The organism is Fontivita pretiosa (assembly GCF_050410795.1).
Taxonomy (GTDB): Bacteria; Planctomycetota; Phycisphaerae; order Tepidisphaerales; family Tepidisphaeraceae; genus Fontivita; species Fontivita pretiosa.
Window position 1 is genome coordinate 1,251,599 of record NZ_CP191258.1, and the last position, 17,379, is coordinate 1,268,977.

Here is a 17,379-nt window from a genome sequence, read left to right on the forward strand (position 1 = left end):
ATGGTGAGAAACGGAGAAGGAGTGAGATGCACGTACACCATCTGCCCTTCTCCCCTTTGTGCCGTCTCCCTTTCGTGCCTTCGTGTCTTCGTGGTTCAATGAGATTGACCTCGGGCCGTTGCTACAATGGACGCACTGCAATCCATCCTCGCCGCCGGCTTCACCAGTGATGTCACGTCGTGGCAGACGATCGCGCGCTTCTTCGCGGCGCTGTTCGACAAGCGCATCGAAGCCACCGACTGCGTGGTGTGGGCGGCGATCCTGCTGGGCGTAACCTGCGGGCTGCTGGGCTGCTTCATCGTCCTTCGCCGCCAGAGCCTGCTCGGCGACGCGATCGGCCACGCCGTGCTGCCGGGCGTTTGTCTCGGTTTCATCGCCGCACAGACGCGATCGATGCCGGCGCTTCTGCTGGGGGCATTGATCGCCGGTCTGCTCGCCGCGGCGCTGATCGCCATCCTTCAGCGCACGACCACGCTCAAGAGCGGCGAGTGCATGGGCACCGTCTTCACCGGCTTCTACGGACTGGGCATCGTCCTGCTTCGATACATCCAGCAGAATCAGCAATTCGGCGCCGACAAGGCCGGGCTGGACAAATTCCTCTTCGGCCAGATCGTCGGCACCAGCCTCACCGACGTGAAGTACATGGCCGCGATCGCGATGATCGCGATCGCGACGGTGATCATCTTCTGGCGGAAGCTGGCGGTCAGCAGCTTCGACGAGGACTTCGCCTTCAGCCTCGGGCTGCCGGTGCGCGCGATCCATTACCTGCTGACGGCGCTGCTGACGGTTGCGATCGTGATCAGCATCCAGGCGGTTGGCGTCGTGCTCGTCGCCGCCATGCTGGTCACCCCCGCGGCCACGGCGTACCTGCTCACCGACCGCCTGCACCGCATGGCGATCCTGTCGGCGGCGTTCGGCGCCGCTGCGGGAGTGCTGGGCGCGTTCCTCAGCCTGCTGGGCGACAACCTGCCCACCGGCGCGTTCATGGTCCTTGGCGCTTCGACGCTGTTCGCGGTGGCATTCCTGTTTTCGCCGCTCCATGGCCTGCTGCCGCGGCTGCTGCGCCTGTACCAGCAGCGGCAGAAGACCCAGGCCGAGAACCTGCTGCGAACGCTGTACCTGATGATGGAAAAACGCGGCAACTTCGAGGATCGCCGCTTCGGCGTGCACGACGTGGCCGCCCAGAGGCAGGAAACCCCCGCACACGTGCGACGCCTGGCGCGTCTGGCCGCACACCGTGGATGGATCGACCCGGGCAGCAGCGACCCGATCATCCTGAGCGACCAGGGATTGATCGAAGCAAAACGGATTGTGCGGAATCACCGATTGTGGGAGCTTTTTCTCACGCAGGAGGCTAAGCTTGGGGCTGATCACGTCCACGCCGACGCCGAGTACATCGAGCACGTGCTGCCCCGGGACGTGCTGGCCAGGCTCGAAAGGATGCTGGAAAGCCCCACGACCGATCCGCACGGCAGGCCGATCCCGGCGCGGTAAGATGATCGCGAGCGAGGCATACTGCGATGCAGGCGATTCAACATCACAACCCGCCAGACTTCGCTCGGCGCGTCCAGCCCACGCTGCTGAAGCGCGAGTGCGAGAACTGTGTGCTGCTGGGCCTCACCGGCGCGTGGCTGGCCAGCCCGTCGGCCCCCACCACCGACACGCCGCCGCTGCTGTTCACTGTCGAATCGGATGACGGGCAGGTAAAGGGCGTGGCGATCCAGACCCCGCCACGGGCGATGCTGCTGAGCCGCCTGGATGGCGAGGGTACGCACGAACCGCTGGCGCGGGAACTGAAACGGATCAACTGGTCCGGGCCGGGGTTGCTCGGCCCGCTGCCGGAGGTGGACGCCGTGGCGCGGCGGTGGAGCGAGCTTTCGGGCCAATCCAGGCGCCAGCGCCGGGCGTTGCGCGTGTTTGAACTGAGCTCGGTGATCGCGCCGCAGCGGCCATGCGAGGGTTTGATGGTCCGCGCCACCGAGGCGCACCTGGACCTGCTGGAGAAGTGGTGCGACGCGTTTGCGCGCGAGATTGGCGAGCCGGACCCGCGCCCGCGACTCTCGGCCGAGAGGATGATCCGCGAACGGCGGCTGTTTCTCTGGCAGGACGAGCAGGATCGGGTGCTGTCGATGACCGCCATCGCCGGACCGACCCCCAACGGCATGCGGATCAATTACGTCTACACGCCGCCGGAATATCGCGGGCGGGGCTGTGCCTCGAGCCTCGTCGCCGCCGTCAGCCAGCATCTGCTGGACTCGGGGCGCAGGTTCTGCTTTCTGTTCACGGACCTGGCCAACCCCGCCGCCAGCCGCATCTACCAGCGACTGGGGTATCGTCCGGTGAGCGACTGGCGACATTGGGTGTTTGACTGAGGCCGAACCCAGGGTGTCACGGGCGTCCCGCCCGTGCAGTGCGGAAACGACGCTGAGAACACGGGCCACATGCCCGTGCTACAACATGCAGATCTGGGACTTTATCTCTCGCTGGTTTGACACGATCGCGGCAGCCATCCTCCACCAATTGGCGCCATTCTCCCCGTCCGAGCTGGGCGTCTATTGGCCGATCGTGGTCGAAGGCGTGCTGGTGAGCTGCGCACTCGGATTGATCGGGTGTTTTCTGGTGGTGCGCGGGATGTCGCTGCTGGGCGATGCCCTGTCACACTCGGTGCTGCCGGGCATCGTGCTGGGGTTTCTCATCAGCGTGCACACCAGCGGCCAGGGATCGCTGCGCTCGCCGTGGATTTTCGCAGGCGCCACGGCGGTGGGCATCCTCGCGGCGCTGCTGGTCGAGACCGTCGAGAAGCAAAGCCGCGTCAAGGAAGATGCTTCGCTGGGCATCATCTTCACCACGATGTTCGCCCTGGGCGTGGTGATGATCAACCTCTTCGCCGGGCAGGCGGATCTGGACCCGGGCTGCGTGCTCTACGGCAACATCGAGTACTTCACCGTCTATGGCTTTGACGGCATCCGGCCAATGGCGTTCATCCTTGGCGGCATCATCCTCGGGCTGCTGATCTTCTATCGCCACCTGCTGGTCAGCGTCTTCGATCCGGCACTGGCGATCAGCATGGGGATTCCCGCGGTGCTGATCCACTACATGCTGATGGCGGCGCTGTCGCTGACGGTGGTGGCCAGCTTCGAGGCGGTGGGCGCGATCCTGGCGGTGGCGCTGCTGATCATGCCCGGCGCAACCGCGCGGCTGTGGTCCGATCGCATGCCAAGCATGCTGATCCTGGCCGCGGTCCATGGCGTGCTTTCGACGATCCTGGGCTACTGGCTCAGCCACCCGGCGATCTTCGATACCTCGGCTGCGGGGGCGATTTCGCTGGCGGGGTTCGTGCTGTTCCTGGGAAGCTGGCTGCTGGCGCCGCGATATGGAGTGCTGATGCAGGCGATTGCGCGCCGCCGCCTGCGACGAACCATCGCCGCCGAAAACCTGGTCAAGATGCTGGATGAGCTGATTCGCTCGGGCAGACCCGAGCCGATCGGGTTGAGCGAGCTGGCGGCGGCGATGCGACTGGCGCCGCGGCAGTTCGCCTCGGCGCTGGCCTTGGCGCGCGGGCAGGGGCTGGTCGATCGCGCCGACGGCACCATCCGCCTGACCGACGCCGGCCGCGCACGGGCCGAACGCCTGATCCGCGCGCACCAGTTGTGGGAACAGTATCTGCAACAACAGGTGGGCATCGCACCCGACCACGTTCACGACGCCGCAGAGTGGATCGAGCACCACCTCTCAGATCAGGCCGTACAGGAAATCGATCAGACGCTGGCAAAGACGTGATTCATGTTTTCTTGCGCCAGGTCCCATCCGCGGCCTTGAGGTATTCGCCCGGGCGGGCTTTCTGGAAGTTTCGCCGAGCGGTGCGCTCGGCAACCTTCGCTGGCGTGGTGTTTTCTTCCCTGGCGATGATCTGGTAAAGCTCGCGGCGGTCGGCGTTCTCCTCATCGATCAGGTTCTTGAGCGTCTGATCATCCAGGTATTTCGGCTCGACGGCCTCGACGGTGCCTTCGGTGGTCTCGCCGATCTTGCCCTGCGATTTGTACTCCAGCAGTTGTGGATACCGTCTTTCGAATCGAGCCTGGAGCTCCTTTTTGTCCGCCGCCGATGCCAGTGAACTCACCAGCCCCACCGTCAGCAGCGCGGCCACGATTGCGGTCATCAGATTCGAAATGCCCAGCTTCACGGTCGTCTCCTATTTTCCAGCAGAATCCGAGGCTGAAGCGGTTTGTGTGGTGGTCGGCTGAGTCGCGGGCTGGCGGTACTTGTCTTCGAACGCGAAGAACTCATCAAGCTCGCGGTCGATGCGGACATTGACATCGACGACGACGTGGATCGGCTTGACCTCGATCGGATCGACGCTCACGCGGGCACAGGATGGCGCCAACACCAGCAGCGACACGGCAAGCGTCAGCCCGGATCGTCGCAATATCCTCGTCACACGCGCCGCCTTTCGTTCATTTCCCGCCACCGCCGATGGATAAGACACGCGAATGAGCCGCAAGATAGGAGTTCAGCCCCTCCTCCAGGCCACGGTAGTTCAAGGTGATGTCCAGTGGCTGGCGGGCGCCGGTTCGCCCGCGGCCGCGGATCGTGATCGACACCAGCAGCAACCCGTCGGCCTCGCGCGACAACTGCGCGCGGATCTGATCGTAGGCGAAGTCCGTCAGCGCTTCCAGAATCTGCTGCTTGGCCTGGCGCATCTGGGCATCACGGGCGAAGCGCGGGTCGGACTGATCCAGGAGCTGCCCAAACTGTGTGACCGAGTCGCCGAGCCGCAGCGTGCCGGGGCCATCGGACTGGATCACTCCGTCACCAAAGCGGAGCCGTGGCCAATCGATCGCGACAGCCAGTCGCCCCGACAGCGATCCACTGCCTCTGGCGCGGCCCTGTGAGATCACGTCCAGAATCTTCTGAAGATCGACATGTGCGATCGACACCGCCAGCGCCACGTCCGTCGAAGGCCATTGCAGGTCAAACGGCTCGGCCGAGAGGTGCCCGCCGGCCCAGTCCAGGGCCAGGCTCTCAATCCGCACCGCCGCGGGCGCGGTGAAGCCGCCACGCAACGAGACGTCGGTGAACGTCTGGCCGAACAGATCGACCCTCGAGGCAGCAAACTGTCCGCCAGCGCGAGTCGCCGCGCCCTCGCGATGAACTTCACCCTGCACATTCACCTTGCCGGTGATTTCCGTTTCAAGCAGCGGCCCGAAATGCGACAGGTCGAGCTCTTCGACACTTACCGAAATCCGCGCATCGCCGGATGCGGTCTCGATAGTCCCGGCAGCGTTGAGCCTGGCGGCATCGAGGCGAGCGCGCACATTCAACTGCGATGGACCACTGGGCGTGCGGAGCAGCGTGCCTTCCAGCGGCATCTCGATCGTCTGCTGTGCATAGGGGATCACCAGCAGGCAGTCACGCAGCTCGATGCTGCGGATCGGCAATGGCTCGTTTCGAGCGCTCGATGCCGACGACCCGTGCGAGGCATCGGCGGGCATCGTTGTCGGGACTCGCAGCCGGGCGTTGCGGATCAGGATTGAATCGATCTGCCGGTCGATCGCCTCCAGCGGCGAGTGCGTGATCATCATCGAGCCGATGCTGAGCTGCGCATCAGGTCCGGCGGTGAGCTGCGCGACCTGGGTATGCCAAAGCGTTGATCGGTGCAGCTCAAAGTTGGCATCGCGCAGGCCCAGATCGGACAGGACCTGGCGCACCTGGCTGCGGACGACGCGCGGCAACACCACCCCAAGCCCGATCCAGGCCGCGGCGGCGAAGGCGGCGACCGTCGAGAGCGAGCCGATCAGCAACCATCGCGTACGCCGGCGCATTGACCTCACTCTGTCGTGGATGGTGTGGTGGCCGGCGCTGTGGCCGGCAGAGTGGTGGCGCCGCTCCGCGTCAGGTCAAACTCGATCCGATCCCGCCGGCCGAGCGTGAAATGTTCCGTCCACACTTCCACGCCCTGGCTCCTGACGCGCAGCGTGTACTGTCCGGGCCAGAGGAAAAACGGCACGGTGTAGTTGCCCAGGCGTTCGATCTGCGTGACGCGTGGTTGGGACAGCGGCCCGCCCTCGACGATCAGCTCGGCCCCCTGCCAATCGCGATTGGCGCGAACGACAAAGACGGCGTCGGGTTCGGCCGCAGCCAGGGCACGATACAGCAGCAGCGCCAGCCCCCCGCCGGCCAAGGCGATCGTCAGCAGCACCGCCAGCATGACGGTCATGCGGCTGGGCGTCGGCCCGGCCGACTCATCGCCCGGCGGGATGCCAGCGTGAGGATGATCGGGGGTCGTGGGAAACGGGCCGGTCACGGCGTAGGATTATACCCGCTGCGCCGTGCCGGTGCGGCGCTCGGCTGCTTCTGAACAACCAAATGTGCGGGCGATATACACTGATTCGGCTGGCGGACTTCACGGACATGTTTCCGTGGATTCGAGGCCCGCAAACCCAACCCCCGCCCAGGTACAACATCGCACCGACCCAGCCGGTGCCGGCCGTGCTCAACGAATGGCAGGAAGGCAAGGCCCAGCTTGAGCTGGTTCACTGGGGATTGATTCCGTCCTGGGCGAAGGATCCTTCGATCGGCGGGCGGATGATCAATGCGCGGGCCGAGTCGCTTGCCCAGAAGCCCGCCTTCCGCGCTGCGTTCAAGCGCCGCCGTTGTCTGATCCCCGCCAGCGGGTTCTACGAGTGGAAAAAGAACCCCGACGGCAAGACCAAGACGCCGATGTACATCCGTATGAAGGATGGCCGGCCTTTTGCTTTTGCCGGGTTGTGGGAAGTCTGGCACGGCGAGGACGGCTCGCAGATCAAAAGCTGCGCCATCATCACCGGCGAACCGAATGAGCTGGTCAAGCCCATCCACGACCGCATGCCCGTCATTCTGTTGCCGCAGCACTATCGGGACTGGCTGGACCCCAACGAGCGACCCGCCGAAGAACTGATGTCGATGCTCAAACCCTATCCGCCCGAGCAGATGCAGGCATATCCGGTCAGCCGGATGGTCAACAATCCGAAGAACGACTCGCCGAAGTGCATCGAACCGCTGCCGCAGGTCGGCCCGCAGCTTTTCGAGCGATGATCAGTCGAACTCGTCACCACGAAACGTGTTGCCCAGATAGGCACTGCGGACCGCCGGATCGTTAATGATCTGTCTGGGCGTGCCCTCGGCGAAAACCCGCCCGTCATTGATGATCAGCGCGCGATCGCAGACTCGCAGCGTCTGGGCGACGTTGTGATCGGTAATCAGCACGCTCTTGCCAAATTCCTCTTTCAGTCGCCGAACCTCACGCTGGAGATCCTCGACGGCGATGGGATCGACGCCGCTGAATGGCTCATCCAGCAGAATCAGTTTCGGCTGGGTCACCAGGGCGCGGGCGATTTCAAGTTTGCGTCGCTCGCCGCCACTGAGCGTCTCGGCGCGCTGGTCTCGCTGGCGGGTCAGGCCGTATTGGGCCAAAAGCTGTTCGGCACGGCGGCGGCGCTCGGCGCGCGTCAGGTTCAGCGTCTCCAGAATCGCCATCAGGTTCTGCCAGACCGTCAGCCGGCGAAAATCGCTTCGCTCCTGCGACAGATACCCGATCCCCCGGCGGGCGCGCTTGTACATGGGAAGGTGCGTGATGTCGCTGGCGTCAAACGCCACCGCACCGCTGTCGGGCCTGACCATCCCCAGGATGATGCGAAACGTCGTGGTCTTGCCGGCGCCGTTGCGTCCCAGCAGGCCGACAATTTCTCGCTGCGCCAGCACGAAGCTGACCTCATCCACGACTCGCCGGCCGTTGTAGCTCTTGACGAGTTTCGTGGTCTCCAGCAGGTTCATGCAGGGTCTGTTGAGTACTTCCGTGCCCGGCCGATCGAATTTGCACAGCCGCGGGCGTTAGCATGAGCAAGCTGTGCGGAAAATCAAGATCCGGCCTTGTGGACAACTCGTGGATAATGCCACAAGTTCATTGACTGGGACAGGATCTGACAATTTGGGGTATTCGGCATTTACCGAATACCAACACCACCAGGCTCCGCTTCAGCCCCGCGGCGGCGCCGGCGACCCTGGTGTAAACTAACGTAGCCGCCTGAGCTTAGGCGCAGCAGAGCGTCATTTCCGATTAGTCCTGAATCGATAGGGCTTTACAGTTTCCAAATGCTGCACCCGACGCGGGCCGGCAGCAGCAGGGGTTTGCAAGGCCTTCGGCAGCTTTGTGGATAACTCGCGTCTGTCCGTCATTTTGGCTCTTGACAGTTTCAGAATATTTTGCGTTTCCGCGATGCCTCGTGGTAATTTTGCCGCGGTTTGGTCGTTCCCGATGGCACGAGGGAACGAGCCGCGCGAAAGTTGGTTTTCGATGCCGGCTCGAAAAGTGCCCAGCTCGCGGAGGGACCGCATCTCGGCCTGTCTCTCCCGCGTTCGATCACATCGCTCGATTGGAAAGGAGTGGCTTGTATGGCCACGGGCAAGGTCAAGTGGTTCAACGATCAGAAGGGGTTCGGGTTTATCGCTTCCGACAAGGGCGGGAAGGACATCTTCGTGCATCATTCGGTCATCGAGGGCACGGGATTCAAGACGCTTCAGGATGGCGAGCTGGTCGAATACGAGGCCGAGGAAGGCCCCAAGGGAACCAAGGCAACGCGGGTTCGCCGCCTCACGACCGCCAACACCTGAGCGCGATCCGTCAGCGCGGCTTGCCCGCTGTGCTTCGCGCGGATTCGCGCGACGGCGGTCCGTCACAAGTCGAATATCCAGCCGGAGGCTCGTTCGCGGAGGACGAGCCTCTTGGCGTTTGATGGAACTGCACCGCCTGAGGCGGCGCGATTCATGGTGACGGTGTAGACGCCGCCGCGGTTGGCGCCGCCGCCTTCGCGGGCGCCTTGCCCGCCGCAGCCCCTGCCGCCGCAGGCTTGGCGTGTGCCTCCTTCTTCGCCGGCTTCTCCTGTACCTGCGGCTTGGTCCACTGCTTCAGCTTCGCCACCGCATCGGGCAGGATCTCTTCCGGCTCGGCCAGCCCCGGCAGCCACGCCTTCTCCCACTCCACCGTCACCCATCCCTGGTAGCCAATTCCCATCAATCGGATCAGCAGCTTTTGAACGGGAATGTCGCCCTCTCCAAGCTTGCAGAAACTGACGCCCAGCGGGCCCAGCTTGGCATCCTTTACATGCACATAATCGATCCGACTGTTGAGCACCGGTACGCTGATCGCCGGCGACTCGCCGATCATCGCCGCGTTGGCAACGTCCCAGCAGCACCCGATCGCCGGATGACAGATCTGCTCCAGGATCATCCACATCTCCTTGGCCGATCGAAACGACAGGGCGTTTTCGATCAGCAGGCAGACGTGTCGGTCGGCGGCATAATCCCCCAGCGGAACCAGCCACTCAGCCAGCGCCGCGGCCACCGCCGCGCGGCTTTGTCCGGGCTTGACCTGAGTGTCCAACACCCGCACGAACTCACACCCGATGGCCGCCGCCGTGTCGATGTAACGCCTGCAGTCCTCCGCCAGAATCTGGTCACGCTTGCGCTGGCCGGTCATCGCGATCGAGCTGGCCAGGCAGGCGATCTGCACCCCCTGCTCGGCGAAGATGCTCCTGACCTTGGCCGGATCGGTCAGAAACACGTTGGATACCGTCAGAACCGTCTCGTTGAGAAACCCGCGAATCTCCACGCCGTCGTAGCCATATTCCCTGGCCCGCGCGGCAATGGTTTCAAAGTCCCACTTCGGACATGCCACGGTGCTGAACGCGAATCTCATGAACGGGCAAGCTAGATCACCCCGCCACGCAGGTCAAGACATCGCAGACATTGTGCAATGGAGATGGCCGATCAGGCGCCGCCAGCAGGACGGCTCCCGCGGTGAACAACCTGCTCACTCGTGCGAAGGACCTTCCTCAAACAAGGTTTGATCCTCATCGCCGATCTCGTTCTGCGCCGGCGGACGCCACGGCAACCCAAGGTGCTCATAGGCCAGCTTCGTGGCGCGGCGGCCCTGGCGGGTACGGGTCACCAGGCCGATCTGAAGCAGGTACGGCTCGATCACATCCACCAGCGTGTCGATCTCCTCGCCCATGGTGGCGGCGATGGCTTCGACCCCCACCGGGCCACCATCGTAGACTTCGATGATCGTCCGCAGAAACTGCCGGTCCTGCTCATCCAGACCCTTCTGGTCGATGCCCTCGAGCTGAAGCGCCGCACGCGTGATCGGCAGCGTGAGCTTGCCGCTGCCTTCGACGGCCGCAAAGTCGCGAACGCGACGCAACAGCCGGTTGGCGATCCGCGGCGTGCCGCGGCTCCGCTGGCTCAGCTCACGCAACGCCGCGGCCTCCACCTCCAGCTTCAGCAGCTTCGCGTTGGCCGACAGAATCTGATACAGCGCCTCCGGCTCGTAAAACTCGATATGCGAATTGATCCCAAACCGCCCGCGCATCGGCGCGGTCAGCAACCCCAGGCGCGTCGTGGCGCCGATCAGCGTGAAAGGCGGGATCGGGATCGACATCGTCCGCGCGTGCGGACCCTGATCCAGCGTGATGTCGATCTTGAAATCCTCCATCGCCGGGTACAGACACTCCTCCACGACCGGCGGCAGGCGATGGATCTCGTCGATGAACAGCACATCGCCCTGCTTGAGCTTGCTGAGAATGCCCGCCAGATCCACCGCGCGAGTCAGCGCCGGGCCGTTGGTGACGTACAACTGAGCGCCGACTTCATTGGCGATCACGTGAGCCAGGGTCGTCTTGCCCAGCCCCGGCGGACCGTGCAGCAGCGTGTGCTCCACCGGCTCGCCGCGTTGCCTGGCCGCCTGCACCGCGATCCGCAGCTTGCGGATCAGCGCTTCCTGTCCGATGTACTGCGAGAACTTCTGCGGGCGCAGCGCGTAGTTGAAGCGATTCTCCTCCTCGCCCTGGGATTGTCCCGATACGATGCGCTCGCGTGGCATGACGACTGTTTTAGCGATCGACGCCATCATCACAAGCTCAACCTCCAACCGAACACACGCCGAACATCGTAGGCGCGCCATAAACGTTTGGCACGACAACCCGGTCGAACCGAGCCACAAGCCAGGCATCACGCACACGGAATTGACTGTTCAGGGAACAGGCGACTGCCCCTGTTTGAAGGGAGATGTCAGCAAGGGGCAAGGATTCAGGGCGACTTGATCACACCCTCAAGAATGCTGGTAAGCGTCGAGTCCAGATCTTCGCCCTCTCCGATCTGTACATGTCGCAGGATTCCCTCTCGATCGACGACCATCAGCGTCGGCCAGGTATCGGCGTGATATCGCTGCCACAATTCTGACGCATCCAGGGTCGGGAAGGGGATGTGCAACTGATCGCTGACCAGCCGGGCGCTCTGCACGATGACCTTGCCGCGCAGGTCGGGCGCTTCGATCCGACATGTCGTGATCGTCTTTACCGCTCCACTCGTCGTCGTGCGCGCCGGCCAGGTGCGCGATTCGTCCAGCGTGATTGACATCGGCAGGGCTGCGGTCGGATCGAGACGATAGCGGATGGTTCGATGGATGGTCTGCGCCCGCAAAATCGGTGTGTCCGCAGAAACGACCAGCACGGTTTCGGCGGGTTGTGTGGATGAGGCGGACGACACCGGCGGTTGGGCGGCGCCAAGGGACGGGAAGTAAAACGCCGGCTCGGCCTGGCCAATTCGTCCGAGGATTCGGCAGGTGCCATCCGCATCCAGATCAACAGCGCCCCAACGCAGTGTTCGCTGATGTTTTGACCAAAGCGAATCCTTCGTCTCTCGAGCAGCAGGACTCGTCGGGAGTGATCCCGGTTCTCCGCGAGCACCCAGGCTTTGGCTTGACGGACCTCGCGAATGGTTGCCGCAGGCCCCGAGACGGTAATCGTTCCCTCAAAGATCGCCTGACTGCCGACGGGGAAATCATATCGGATTGCGCCGTGGGCAAAGGGCACGAGCATAAGGAAAGCGGGCAAGACGCAGGTTTTCGGGCATCTCATGTTGAGCCTCCATCGCCGCTGCGCAGCTTCCGCCGGCGCGGAGCATCGAGATCGGATGGCCGATGACATCGCTTAAGGCCTCAATCCGTCAGAACCCCGCCCGGGCCGCATGCCCTGCCCCGCTTAAAGGTTCGCGTCATCGCGTCCCCTCTAATTCGCGCGGGCTGCACCGGTATGCTACGATCGTAGATAAGTAGCAGTGTCCCCGTTTCTGCTTTGAGCCGTCGCGGTTTCCGCGCCCTATTCTGGTTTGGACATGCCTGCACGAAGCTGATTGAGTATGGGCTCAGCTTCGCCAGCAGCTCGAAACTCGACGTGTCCATCGAGATAGAGCACATTGATGCCCTCATTTCGGTGGTTTTCGAGAGGCTCAAAGAGGATGACGGAATCCGCGCTATCGTGTAGGCGGAGCCCTCGGCCAATGTACCAGTATGACAGATGCCCGCCTGCACGAATATCCGCGACTATGCTCGGCGGAGAACCTATCCTGCGAGGCGCGGTGTCGGTTGTGCCTGGGCACACGAGCCAATTCATGTCAACCAGCGAATCGGCCTGCAGAAGCTCGACCAGCGATGGGGGGAACTGCCCATCGTTCTGGCGTGCGTAGTTTCGGAGTGACTGTCCCAATGCGTAGAGATTGGCCGCGCACCGTCGTCGCGCCGAGTGGTCGCGGTGAGGCGAAACCGCCGGAGAAACGACCGCGACCAGCCCAGCGGTTGAAATGGCGAGTATCGCGATCCATAACCCGAGACGCGCCGGGCCTCCCCCTCCGGCATCCCAGCCCCGACCCCGTCGGTATCCGGTAAGCCCGCCCAGAATTGCAACCAGCCCTGCCACAAGGGCGAGCGCGACCAGCACCAACCCCAACGTTCCACCGAAAAGACCGGCTGCCACGAAAAGTAAGGCGCAGCAGGCACCGCAGCTGAGAGCAAGTACCGGGAGAACGATCGATGGCCTCACCCGGCAGCCGAGAGAGACGTAGTCCAGGCGATGCGGGTCCAGACCGACTTGGCTATCGGTTTCTCTCATACGCGCATTTCTAAGCCGGCTCCTCTCCCTCTACAGGAAGACTGCGTTCAACGGGAACGTGAAGGTGTTCGTCAAGGTGCCAGCCGGCATTCCCTGCGCCTCCAGATAGGAGTTGTAGACAGCCAAGGGTGCTGAAGCAGAGATCCCAAACCCAAGCTTGGAAACGACATCTGTAACGTCGGCCGGGGTTACCGTACGCTCCTGCGCAAAGATCACCGAATAGTAGATCTTGTGAGCAGGGTTATTGATGACCTTGTTGATCCGATCCCAAGCTTTGTCCCATGCCGTCTGGGCCGCTGCGGCGTCAGCGTAGCCCCTCGTAGTGAACCAAGCAAGAGTGTTCGGATTGGTAGCGTCCGCCAATTCGAGCAGCATGTACTCAGTTGTATACCCTAGCGCCTCCGGCAACTCGGTCGAGAATCCACCTTGGTTGACGTACCAATCATTGAAATCATCAACGGCGTGAACCAGCTCGTGGACGACGTCGTACGGGCTCGCAACGGTACGCAACGCCAGCGCATTCGCAGCTGGATAGTACCGCGCCGACGACGGCAGGCTATTATCTGTCGTGACGGTCACGTTGCTGAGTGCCAACGCGAGGTGATCAAAGAGACCCCTGACGCCGGACGCCGCGAATCCGCCCATATTATACGTGTAGTAGGGCTGAGTACTGTGCCTCGCTTCCTCTTGATTGATCAGCGCCAGCGCTCGTGCCTTGTCGGTCCCCGGCGCGTTCACGACTCTGATCGGAACCGACTCGTGGTAGCCAGTCAACGCGACGACCCTGAACGAAAGAACTTGGTTCCCAACAGATGGGATCACATACTTGCGGCGAGACGTTGTATCAACGAACTCCCAACGTGGATCTGTCGTCCCAGATCGATACCGGAGTCGCTCGATCTGGTATCCATCAGCGCTGTACCGGTGGCTCCAACGGAGGACCAACTGCTGCCCCTCAAATGTCGCTGCGAGGTTCGTCGGGGGCGCCTCGGTCGAGGGCTCTACTGGAGTTGTCGTGGGTGCCGAGATGGGTGACGTCGTGGACGTGGCTCCTGTCGTGGCGTTCATCGCGAACACACGGTAAGCATACGTCCCACCGGGTGTTAGGATTGGATCATCGTCAACAAAGACAGTTTCATTCTGACCAACCTGACCCGCACGCACCCACTGTTCGTCCAAAGCGCCCACCACCGACCGTTCGATTGTAAATTCCTCTTCGTTGCTAGACAGATCCTGCCACGTCACTTCGATCAGGTCGGGTGCTATTGCGTTCGCTGAAAGAATGACTGGCGATTGCAGGCGCGTGACCGCCCGGCGCTTCGGCGAGAAACGAGAAAGGCGTGTACGTGTCCCCACTCAGCTTGGCGCGGATCTTGAACGAGTACGGCGTGCCGTCAGGCAGGCCGTCGTACCGGGTGCCGCTGCTGTTGGCCGGCAGCGACGGCTCCACCTTCGTAAAGGCGCCGGTGCCGCTGTCGGCGAACCAGACCTCCCACTCCGTCTCGCCCTCGACTTCGTTGGGATCCCACGAAAGGCTGACCGAACTCGTCGAGTCGCCCCAGGCGTTGAACATGAACGGCGCGAAGAGGCTGAGGTCCCAGTGGATGCCGAGCAGGTACAGGTCCCGCGAGTCCACGAAACCATCGTAATTGAAGTCGCCCTGGCTGAAGGATCGCCCGGGCTGCTGCCAGTTGGCGGAGATCAGGTTCAGGTCGCTGGTGTTCACCACCCGGTCGTGGTTGCCGTCGGCGTTGAGGAAGAAGAACTCGTAACTGAATTCCTCGAGGTACACAACGCTGTCCGGGCCCGGCGTTGCGATCGTGTTGCCCAGGATGCGAAGCTGATAGTTGCCGTTCTGAAGGATCGCGCCCTCGGGGTGACCAGAGTAGGGGAACGTGAGCGTGGCAACGTCGGCCTCGGCACCGTCGGTGAACAGGAAGTCGAAATCAATGACTTCGTCGGTCTCGTGGTTCTCGATGAGAATGTCCTGCTTTGCCAGCCCTTCCACGCCCGGCGTGAACGTGAGCGTCAGCCGCTGATCCTGGCCCGACGGCGGATCGTATTCGAACAAGGCGGAGATGTTGAACCCCGGCGGCGGCGGTGGCGAGAGCGGCGTGATCGGCGTGTACCCGGAGTTGGTGTCCTGGCTGAACGCCCGCACGCGGAAGGTGTACTGCACCGTGTCCAGCAGTCCCTCGGCGGTGAAGCTGGTCGCATCCGCCGCCGACGTGCCGATCTGCTCGAAGGCGCCGCCATTGAGACTGCGGTAGATGGCAAAGCCGCTCTCGGCCGTCGCGTTGTCGCGCCACTCGATCGTGGCCGAGCCAGGCAGCGATTGAGCGATCGCCGTCACGTGATTGGGCGCCGGCAGCACGGTGGTGGCGGCCTTCTTGGCGCTGGCCCCGGTGTCAAAGCCGCCCGGGCCGACTCCTCGCACACGATACCAGTAACGCGTGCCCTGACTCAGGTTCGTGTCGTCAAACGTGGTGGTGTTGGCGGGCAGGTCCTGGTACCACACGAAGTTGGCGCCGTCGGTGGAGCGCTGGATCCGCCAGGTGTTCTCGCCCTCCACATCGTCCCACGCCAGGCGAATGCTGCTGGACGACAGGGCGGTGACGTAAAAGTCCGTCGGCTCGTAGAGGTGAACGAAGTAGCCGTTGTCGATGATGGCGTAGTCGGTGGCGTCGATCGAGCCGGAGTAGTCGAAGTCGCCATCGTCCCAGCTCCAACCTTCCGGCGGCACGCCGTGCTGCTGCTGATATGAGTAGCTGGCGTCGATGATGGCGTAGTCGGCGGCGTTGACGCCTCGGCTGCGGTCGGCGTCGCCGTTGAGGAACCAGAAGGCAAGGGTGTACTCCTCGGCCAAGGGTTCGCCGTCGGATGCGCTCGTCACGCTGTTGGCCAGCAGTCGCACCTGTCAGTTCCCGTTCTCGAGGATGCCGGTGTTGAACTGAGCCTGCGGAAAGCTGAGGGTGGCAGTATATGTTAGTGGATCGTAACCGTCAAGCACCAGAGGCACGGTCGAATCCGTATCGATGTTCTCCGCGACGAAATCCTCTGCCGCCACGCCGAGCACGTGCCGATCAAACTGAAAGCTGACGCTGTGGGGCGCATGGAGCCAGTCGAAGCCTGCCTGCACCACCTGCGGCCCGGCGCTCAGCAGGCAGCGTTGTTCGAGGGTCTCACAGACGGCACGACGGAGGGGCTCTCTCGAAACGACGCGAGCCCAAAGGGGGGGGAAGGCCGGGAACCGTGCCTGAATCGAGCGTTCATGTCGTTCTCCTTCCCCGGGGACCTCGGGGAAAACGCGACGCCCATAAGAACCGTTCAGAGTTGTCAATCAAAGCCGTAGCGGGCCAGAGAAGGGGTGTCAATGATAAAGCTGGTAAACTGATCGCTCTATCGGGATTGGACTGAGACTCAGGCGCTGCAAGTTCAGCTCTTCTGGCGGGCGAAGATCACCCCGCTGAGCCGGGGCGGAAAAAGCCGATCGTCGATTCGAAAATACGCTGCCGCTGCTGGATCAGCTCCTGGTCCGCGGTCTTCTTTTGCAGGTCCTCGACATTGGCGCGGCAGAAGCGGCAGTTCAGTTTGTTCACGTGAAAGTCCACGTACTCGTTCCACGGATCCTCGAGCGTCCCCAGCAGGAAGCGCCCGATCGTGCTGCGCTTCGGACACGTGAAGCGATTCTCCTCCCACACCTCCGTGAGCATCGAATCGGTCGGCTCCGGCGGCGACGCGTCGCCGGACTGCGAGCCCTGCGCCAGCCGCTCGCGAAGCTCCTTGATCATCCGGTGCTTGATCAGGGCGATCTGCTTTTCATCCATGCCCAGAACCCGCGCCACGGCCTGGTTGCGCATCTGCGCGTAGAAGAGCATCTCGATGATTTTCAGGTCGCGGAAGTTCTGGTTGTGCTTGAGGCGGTCGATCAGTCCGCCCAATGCGGCGGCCAGCGCGGCGCGGGCGCGCTCGGCCTGCTCGTCGCGACGAATGTACCAGCTCGCGGTCGGCTCGGGCGAGCAAAGCTGCACCGGCTCGTTCTGGGTCGATGAATCGACACTGCCCGTTCCCAGCGCATCCTGAACAAAGCACATCCGCAACTGACGTCCGCGATACAGGTCGATGATCTTGCGGCGCAGAATCGTGAACAGATAGGTCTCCAGACTGTAATCATCGCGGAAGCCGCGCAGGCTCTGGAGAAACATCAGGAAGGTTTCCTGAACGATGTCTTCGGCCTCGGACTTGCGGGAAAGCTGCGCGCGCGCAAACGCCAGCAGTCGCCCCTGATAGCGCGCCACGAGCTGCGCCCATCCGTCGCTGTTGCCGCGGCGGATCTGGTCGAGAAGGTACTTGTCGGCTTCGGTGATCTGTCCCATCGTACCACGGGTCTGCAACCCGT

17 protein-coding genes are annotated in these 17,379 nt (G+C 63.0%); 5 read left to right on the forward strand and 12 right to left on the reverse strand.

Going from position 1 to position 17,379, the window contains the following annotated elements; genetic code table 11:
* Nucleotides 1–126 precede the first annotated feature (126 nt).
* From ACQS5P_RS05060 to ACQS5P_RS05070, 3 genes are all read left to right on the forward strand, one after another.
* Nucleotides 127–1,494, forward strand: a complete 1,368-nt coding sequence (locus ACQS5P_RS05060; RefSeq protein ID WP_428939814.1) for an iron chelate uptake ABC transporter family permease subunit — start codon at nucleotides 127–129, stop codon at nucleotides 1,492–1,494.
* Between the two features lie 26 nt (nucleotides 1,495–1,520).
* Nucleotides 1,521–2,372, forward strand: coding sequence for a GNAT family N-acetyltransferase (locus tag ACQS5P_RS05065; RefSeq protein ID WP_428939815.1), 852 nt, complete (start codon nucleotides 1,521–1,523; stop codon nucleotides 2,370–2,372).
* Nucleotides 2,373–2,520: 148 nt separating this feature from the next.
* Nucleotides 2,521–3,780, forward strand: coding sequence for a metal ABC transporter permease (locus ACQS5P_RS05070; protein WP_428939816.1), 1,260 nt, complete (start codon nucleotides 2,521–2,523; stop codon nucleotides 3,778–3,780).
* Between the two features lies 1 nt (nucleotide 3,781).
* Here ACQS5P_RS05070 and ACQS5P_RS05075 read toward each other — a convergent pair whose 3' ends face one another.
* From ACQS5P_RS05075 to ACQS5P_RS05090, 4 genes are read right to left on the reverse strand one after another with little or no spacing between them, the layout of a single operon-like run.
* Nucleotides 3,782–4,183, reverse strand: a complete 402-nt coding sequence (locus tag ACQS5P_RS05075; protein ID WP_428939817.1) for a YdbL family protein — start codon at nucleotides 4,181–4,183, stop codon at nucleotides 3,782–3,784.
* Nucleotides 4,184–4,192: 9 nt separating this feature from the next.
* On the reverse strand, nucleotides 4,193–4,438 hold the full coding sequence (locus ACQS5P_RS05080; protein ID WP_428939818.1) for a hypothetical protein: 246 nt from the start codon (nucleotides 4,436–4,438) through the stop codon (nucleotides 4,193–4,195).
* A 16-nt stretch (nucleotides 4,439–4,454) separates the two neighbouring features.
* Entirely contained in the window at nucleotides 4,455–5,822 is a 1,368-nt protein-coding gene (locus tag ACQS5P_RS05085; protein WP_428939819.1) for an intermembrane phospholipid transport protein YdbH family protein, read from the reverse strand.
* Nucleotides 5,823–5,827: 5 nt separating this feature from the next.
* The gene (locus ACQS5P_RS05090) at nucleotides 5,828–6,304 is read right to left on the reverse strand and encodes a hypothetical protein (protein WP_428939820.1); all 477 of its coding nucleotides are present in this window, start codon (nucleotides 6,302–6,304) and stop codon (nucleotides 5,828–5,830) included.
* Nucleotides 6,305–6,366: 62 nt separating this feature from the next.
* On the opposite strand from ACQS5P_RS05090, the gene ACQS5P_RS05095 reads away from it, so the two are divergent.
* Entirely contained in the window at nucleotides 6,367–7,074 is a 708-nt protein-coding gene (locus ACQS5P_RS05095; RefSeq protein WP_428939821.1) for an SOS response-associated peptidase, read from the forward strand.
* Here the strand turns inward: ACQS5P_RS05095 and lptB are convergent, their stop codons facing one another.
* Complete coding sequence (lptB, locus tag ACQS5P_RS05100; protein WP_428939822.1) at nucleotides 7,075–7,812, reverse strand: LPS export ABC transporter ATP-binding protein; 738 nt, start codon at nucleotides 7,810–7,812, stop codon at nucleotides 7,075–7,077. It abuts the gene before it with no gap.
* Between the two features lie 618 nt (nucleotides 7,813–8,430).
* Between lptB and ACQS5P_RS05105 the strand changes: the two genes are divergently transcribed.
* Nucleotides 8,431–8,649 carry a cold-shock protein gene (locus tag ACQS5P_RS05105; protein ID WP_428939823.1) on the forward strand — a complete coding sequence of 73 codons (219 nt, stop codon included), beginning with the start codon at nucleotides 8,431–8,433 and terminating at the stop codon, nucleotides 8,647–8,649.
* Nucleotides 8,650–8,800: 151 nt separating this feature from the next.
* Here ACQS5P_RS05105 and ACQS5P_RS05110 read toward each other — a convergent pair whose 3' ends face one another.
* The 7 genes from ACQS5P_RS05110 to ACQS5P_RS05140 form a co-directional block, all read right to left on the reverse strand.
* Nucleotides 8,801–9,733, reverse strand: coding sequence for a sugar phosphate isomerase/epimerase family protein (locus ACQS5P_RS05110; protein WP_428939824.1), 933 nt, complete (start codon nucleotides 9,731–9,733; stop codon nucleotides 8,801–8,803).
* Nucleotides 9,734–9,847: 114 nt separating this feature from the next.
* Nucleotides 9,848–10,915, reverse strand: a complete 1,068-nt coding sequence (ruvB, locus tag ACQS5P_RS05115) for a Holliday junction branch migration DNA helicase RuvB (RefSeq protein WP_428939825.1) — start codon at nucleotides 10,913–10,915, stop codon at nucleotides 9,848–9,850.
* A gap of 206 nt (nucleotides 10,916–11,121) precedes the next feature.
* The gene (locus tag ACQS5P_RS05120; protein ID WP_428939826.1) at nucleotides 11,122–11,451 is read right to left on the reverse strand and encodes a peroxiredoxin family protein; all 330 of its coding nucleotides are present in this window, start codon (nucleotides 11,449–11,451) and stop codon (nucleotides 11,122–11,124) included.
* A gap of 1,559 nt (nucleotides 11,452–13,010) precedes the next feature.
* On the reverse strand, nucleotides 13,011–13,754 hold the full coding sequence (locus ACQS5P_RS05125) for a hypothetical protein (protein WP_428939827.1): 744 nt from the start codon (nucleotides 13,752–13,754) through the stop codon (nucleotides 13,011–13,013).
* Between the two features lie 448 nt (nucleotides 13,755–14,202).
* The gene (locus tag ACQS5P_RS05130) at nucleotides 14,203–15,894 is read right to left on the reverse strand and encodes a hypothetical protein (RefSeq protein WP_428939828.1); all 1,692 of its coding nucleotides are present in this window, start codon (nucleotides 15,892–15,894) and stop codon (nucleotides 14,203–14,205) included.
* 3 nt (nucleotides 15,895–15,897) lie between these two features.
* Entirely contained in the window at nucleotides 15,898–16,119 is a 222-nt protein-coding gene (locus tag ACQS5P_RS05135) for a hypothetical protein (protein ID WP_428936973.1), read from the reverse strand.
* A 319-nt stretch (nucleotides 16,120–16,438) separates the two neighbouring features.
* Nucleotides 16,439–17,356 carry an RNA polymerase sigma factor gene (locus ACQS5P_RS05140; RefSeq protein ID WP_428939829.1) on the reverse strand — a complete coding sequence of 306 codons (918 nt, stop codon included), beginning with the start codon at nucleotides 17,354–17,356 and terminating at the stop codon, nucleotides 16,439–16,441.
* Nucleotides 17,357–17,379 lie beyond the last annotated feature (23 nt).

Coding starts and splice junctions, on each gene's coding strand:
- ACQS5P_RS05060 (WP_428939814.1), top strand. CDS start 127: ATGGACGCACTGCAATCCATCCTCGCCGCCGGCTTCACCAGTGATGTC.
- ACQS5P_RS05065 (WP_428939815.1), top strand. CDS start 1,521: ATGCAGGCGATTCAACATCACAACCCGCCAGACTTCGCTCGGCGCGTC.
- ACQS5P_RS05085 (WP_428939819.1), bottom strand. CDS start 5,822: ATGCGCCGGCGTACGCGATGGTTGCTGATCGGCTCGCTCTCGACGGTC.
- ACQS5P_RS05095 (WP_428939821.1), top strand. CDS start 6,367: ATGTGCGGGCGATATACACTGATTCGGCTGGCGGACTTCACGGACATG.
- lptB (WP_428939822.1), bottom strand. CDS start 7,812: ATGAACCTGCTGGAGACCACGAAACTCGTCAAGAGCTACAACGGCCGG.
- ACQS5P_RS05105 (WP_428939823.1), top strand. CDS start 8,431: ATGGCCACGGGCAAGGTCAAGTGGTTCAACGATCAGAAGGGGTTCGGG.
- ACQS5P_RS05110 (WP_428939824.1), bottom strand. CDS start 9,733: ATGAGATTCGCGTTCAGCACCGTGGCATGTCCGAAGTGGGACTTTGAA.
- ruvB (WP_428939825.1), bottom strand. CDS start 10,915: ATGCCACGCGAGCGCATCGTATCGGGACAATCCCAGGGCGAGGAGGAG.
- ACQS5P_RS05120 (WP_428939826.1), bottom strand. CDS start 11,451: ATGTCAATCACGCTGGACGAATCGCGCACCTGGCCGGCGCGCACGACG.
- ACQS5P_RS05140 (WP_428939829.1), bottom strand. CDS start 17,356: ATGGGACAGATCACCGAAGCCGACAAGTACCTTCTCGACCAGATCCGC.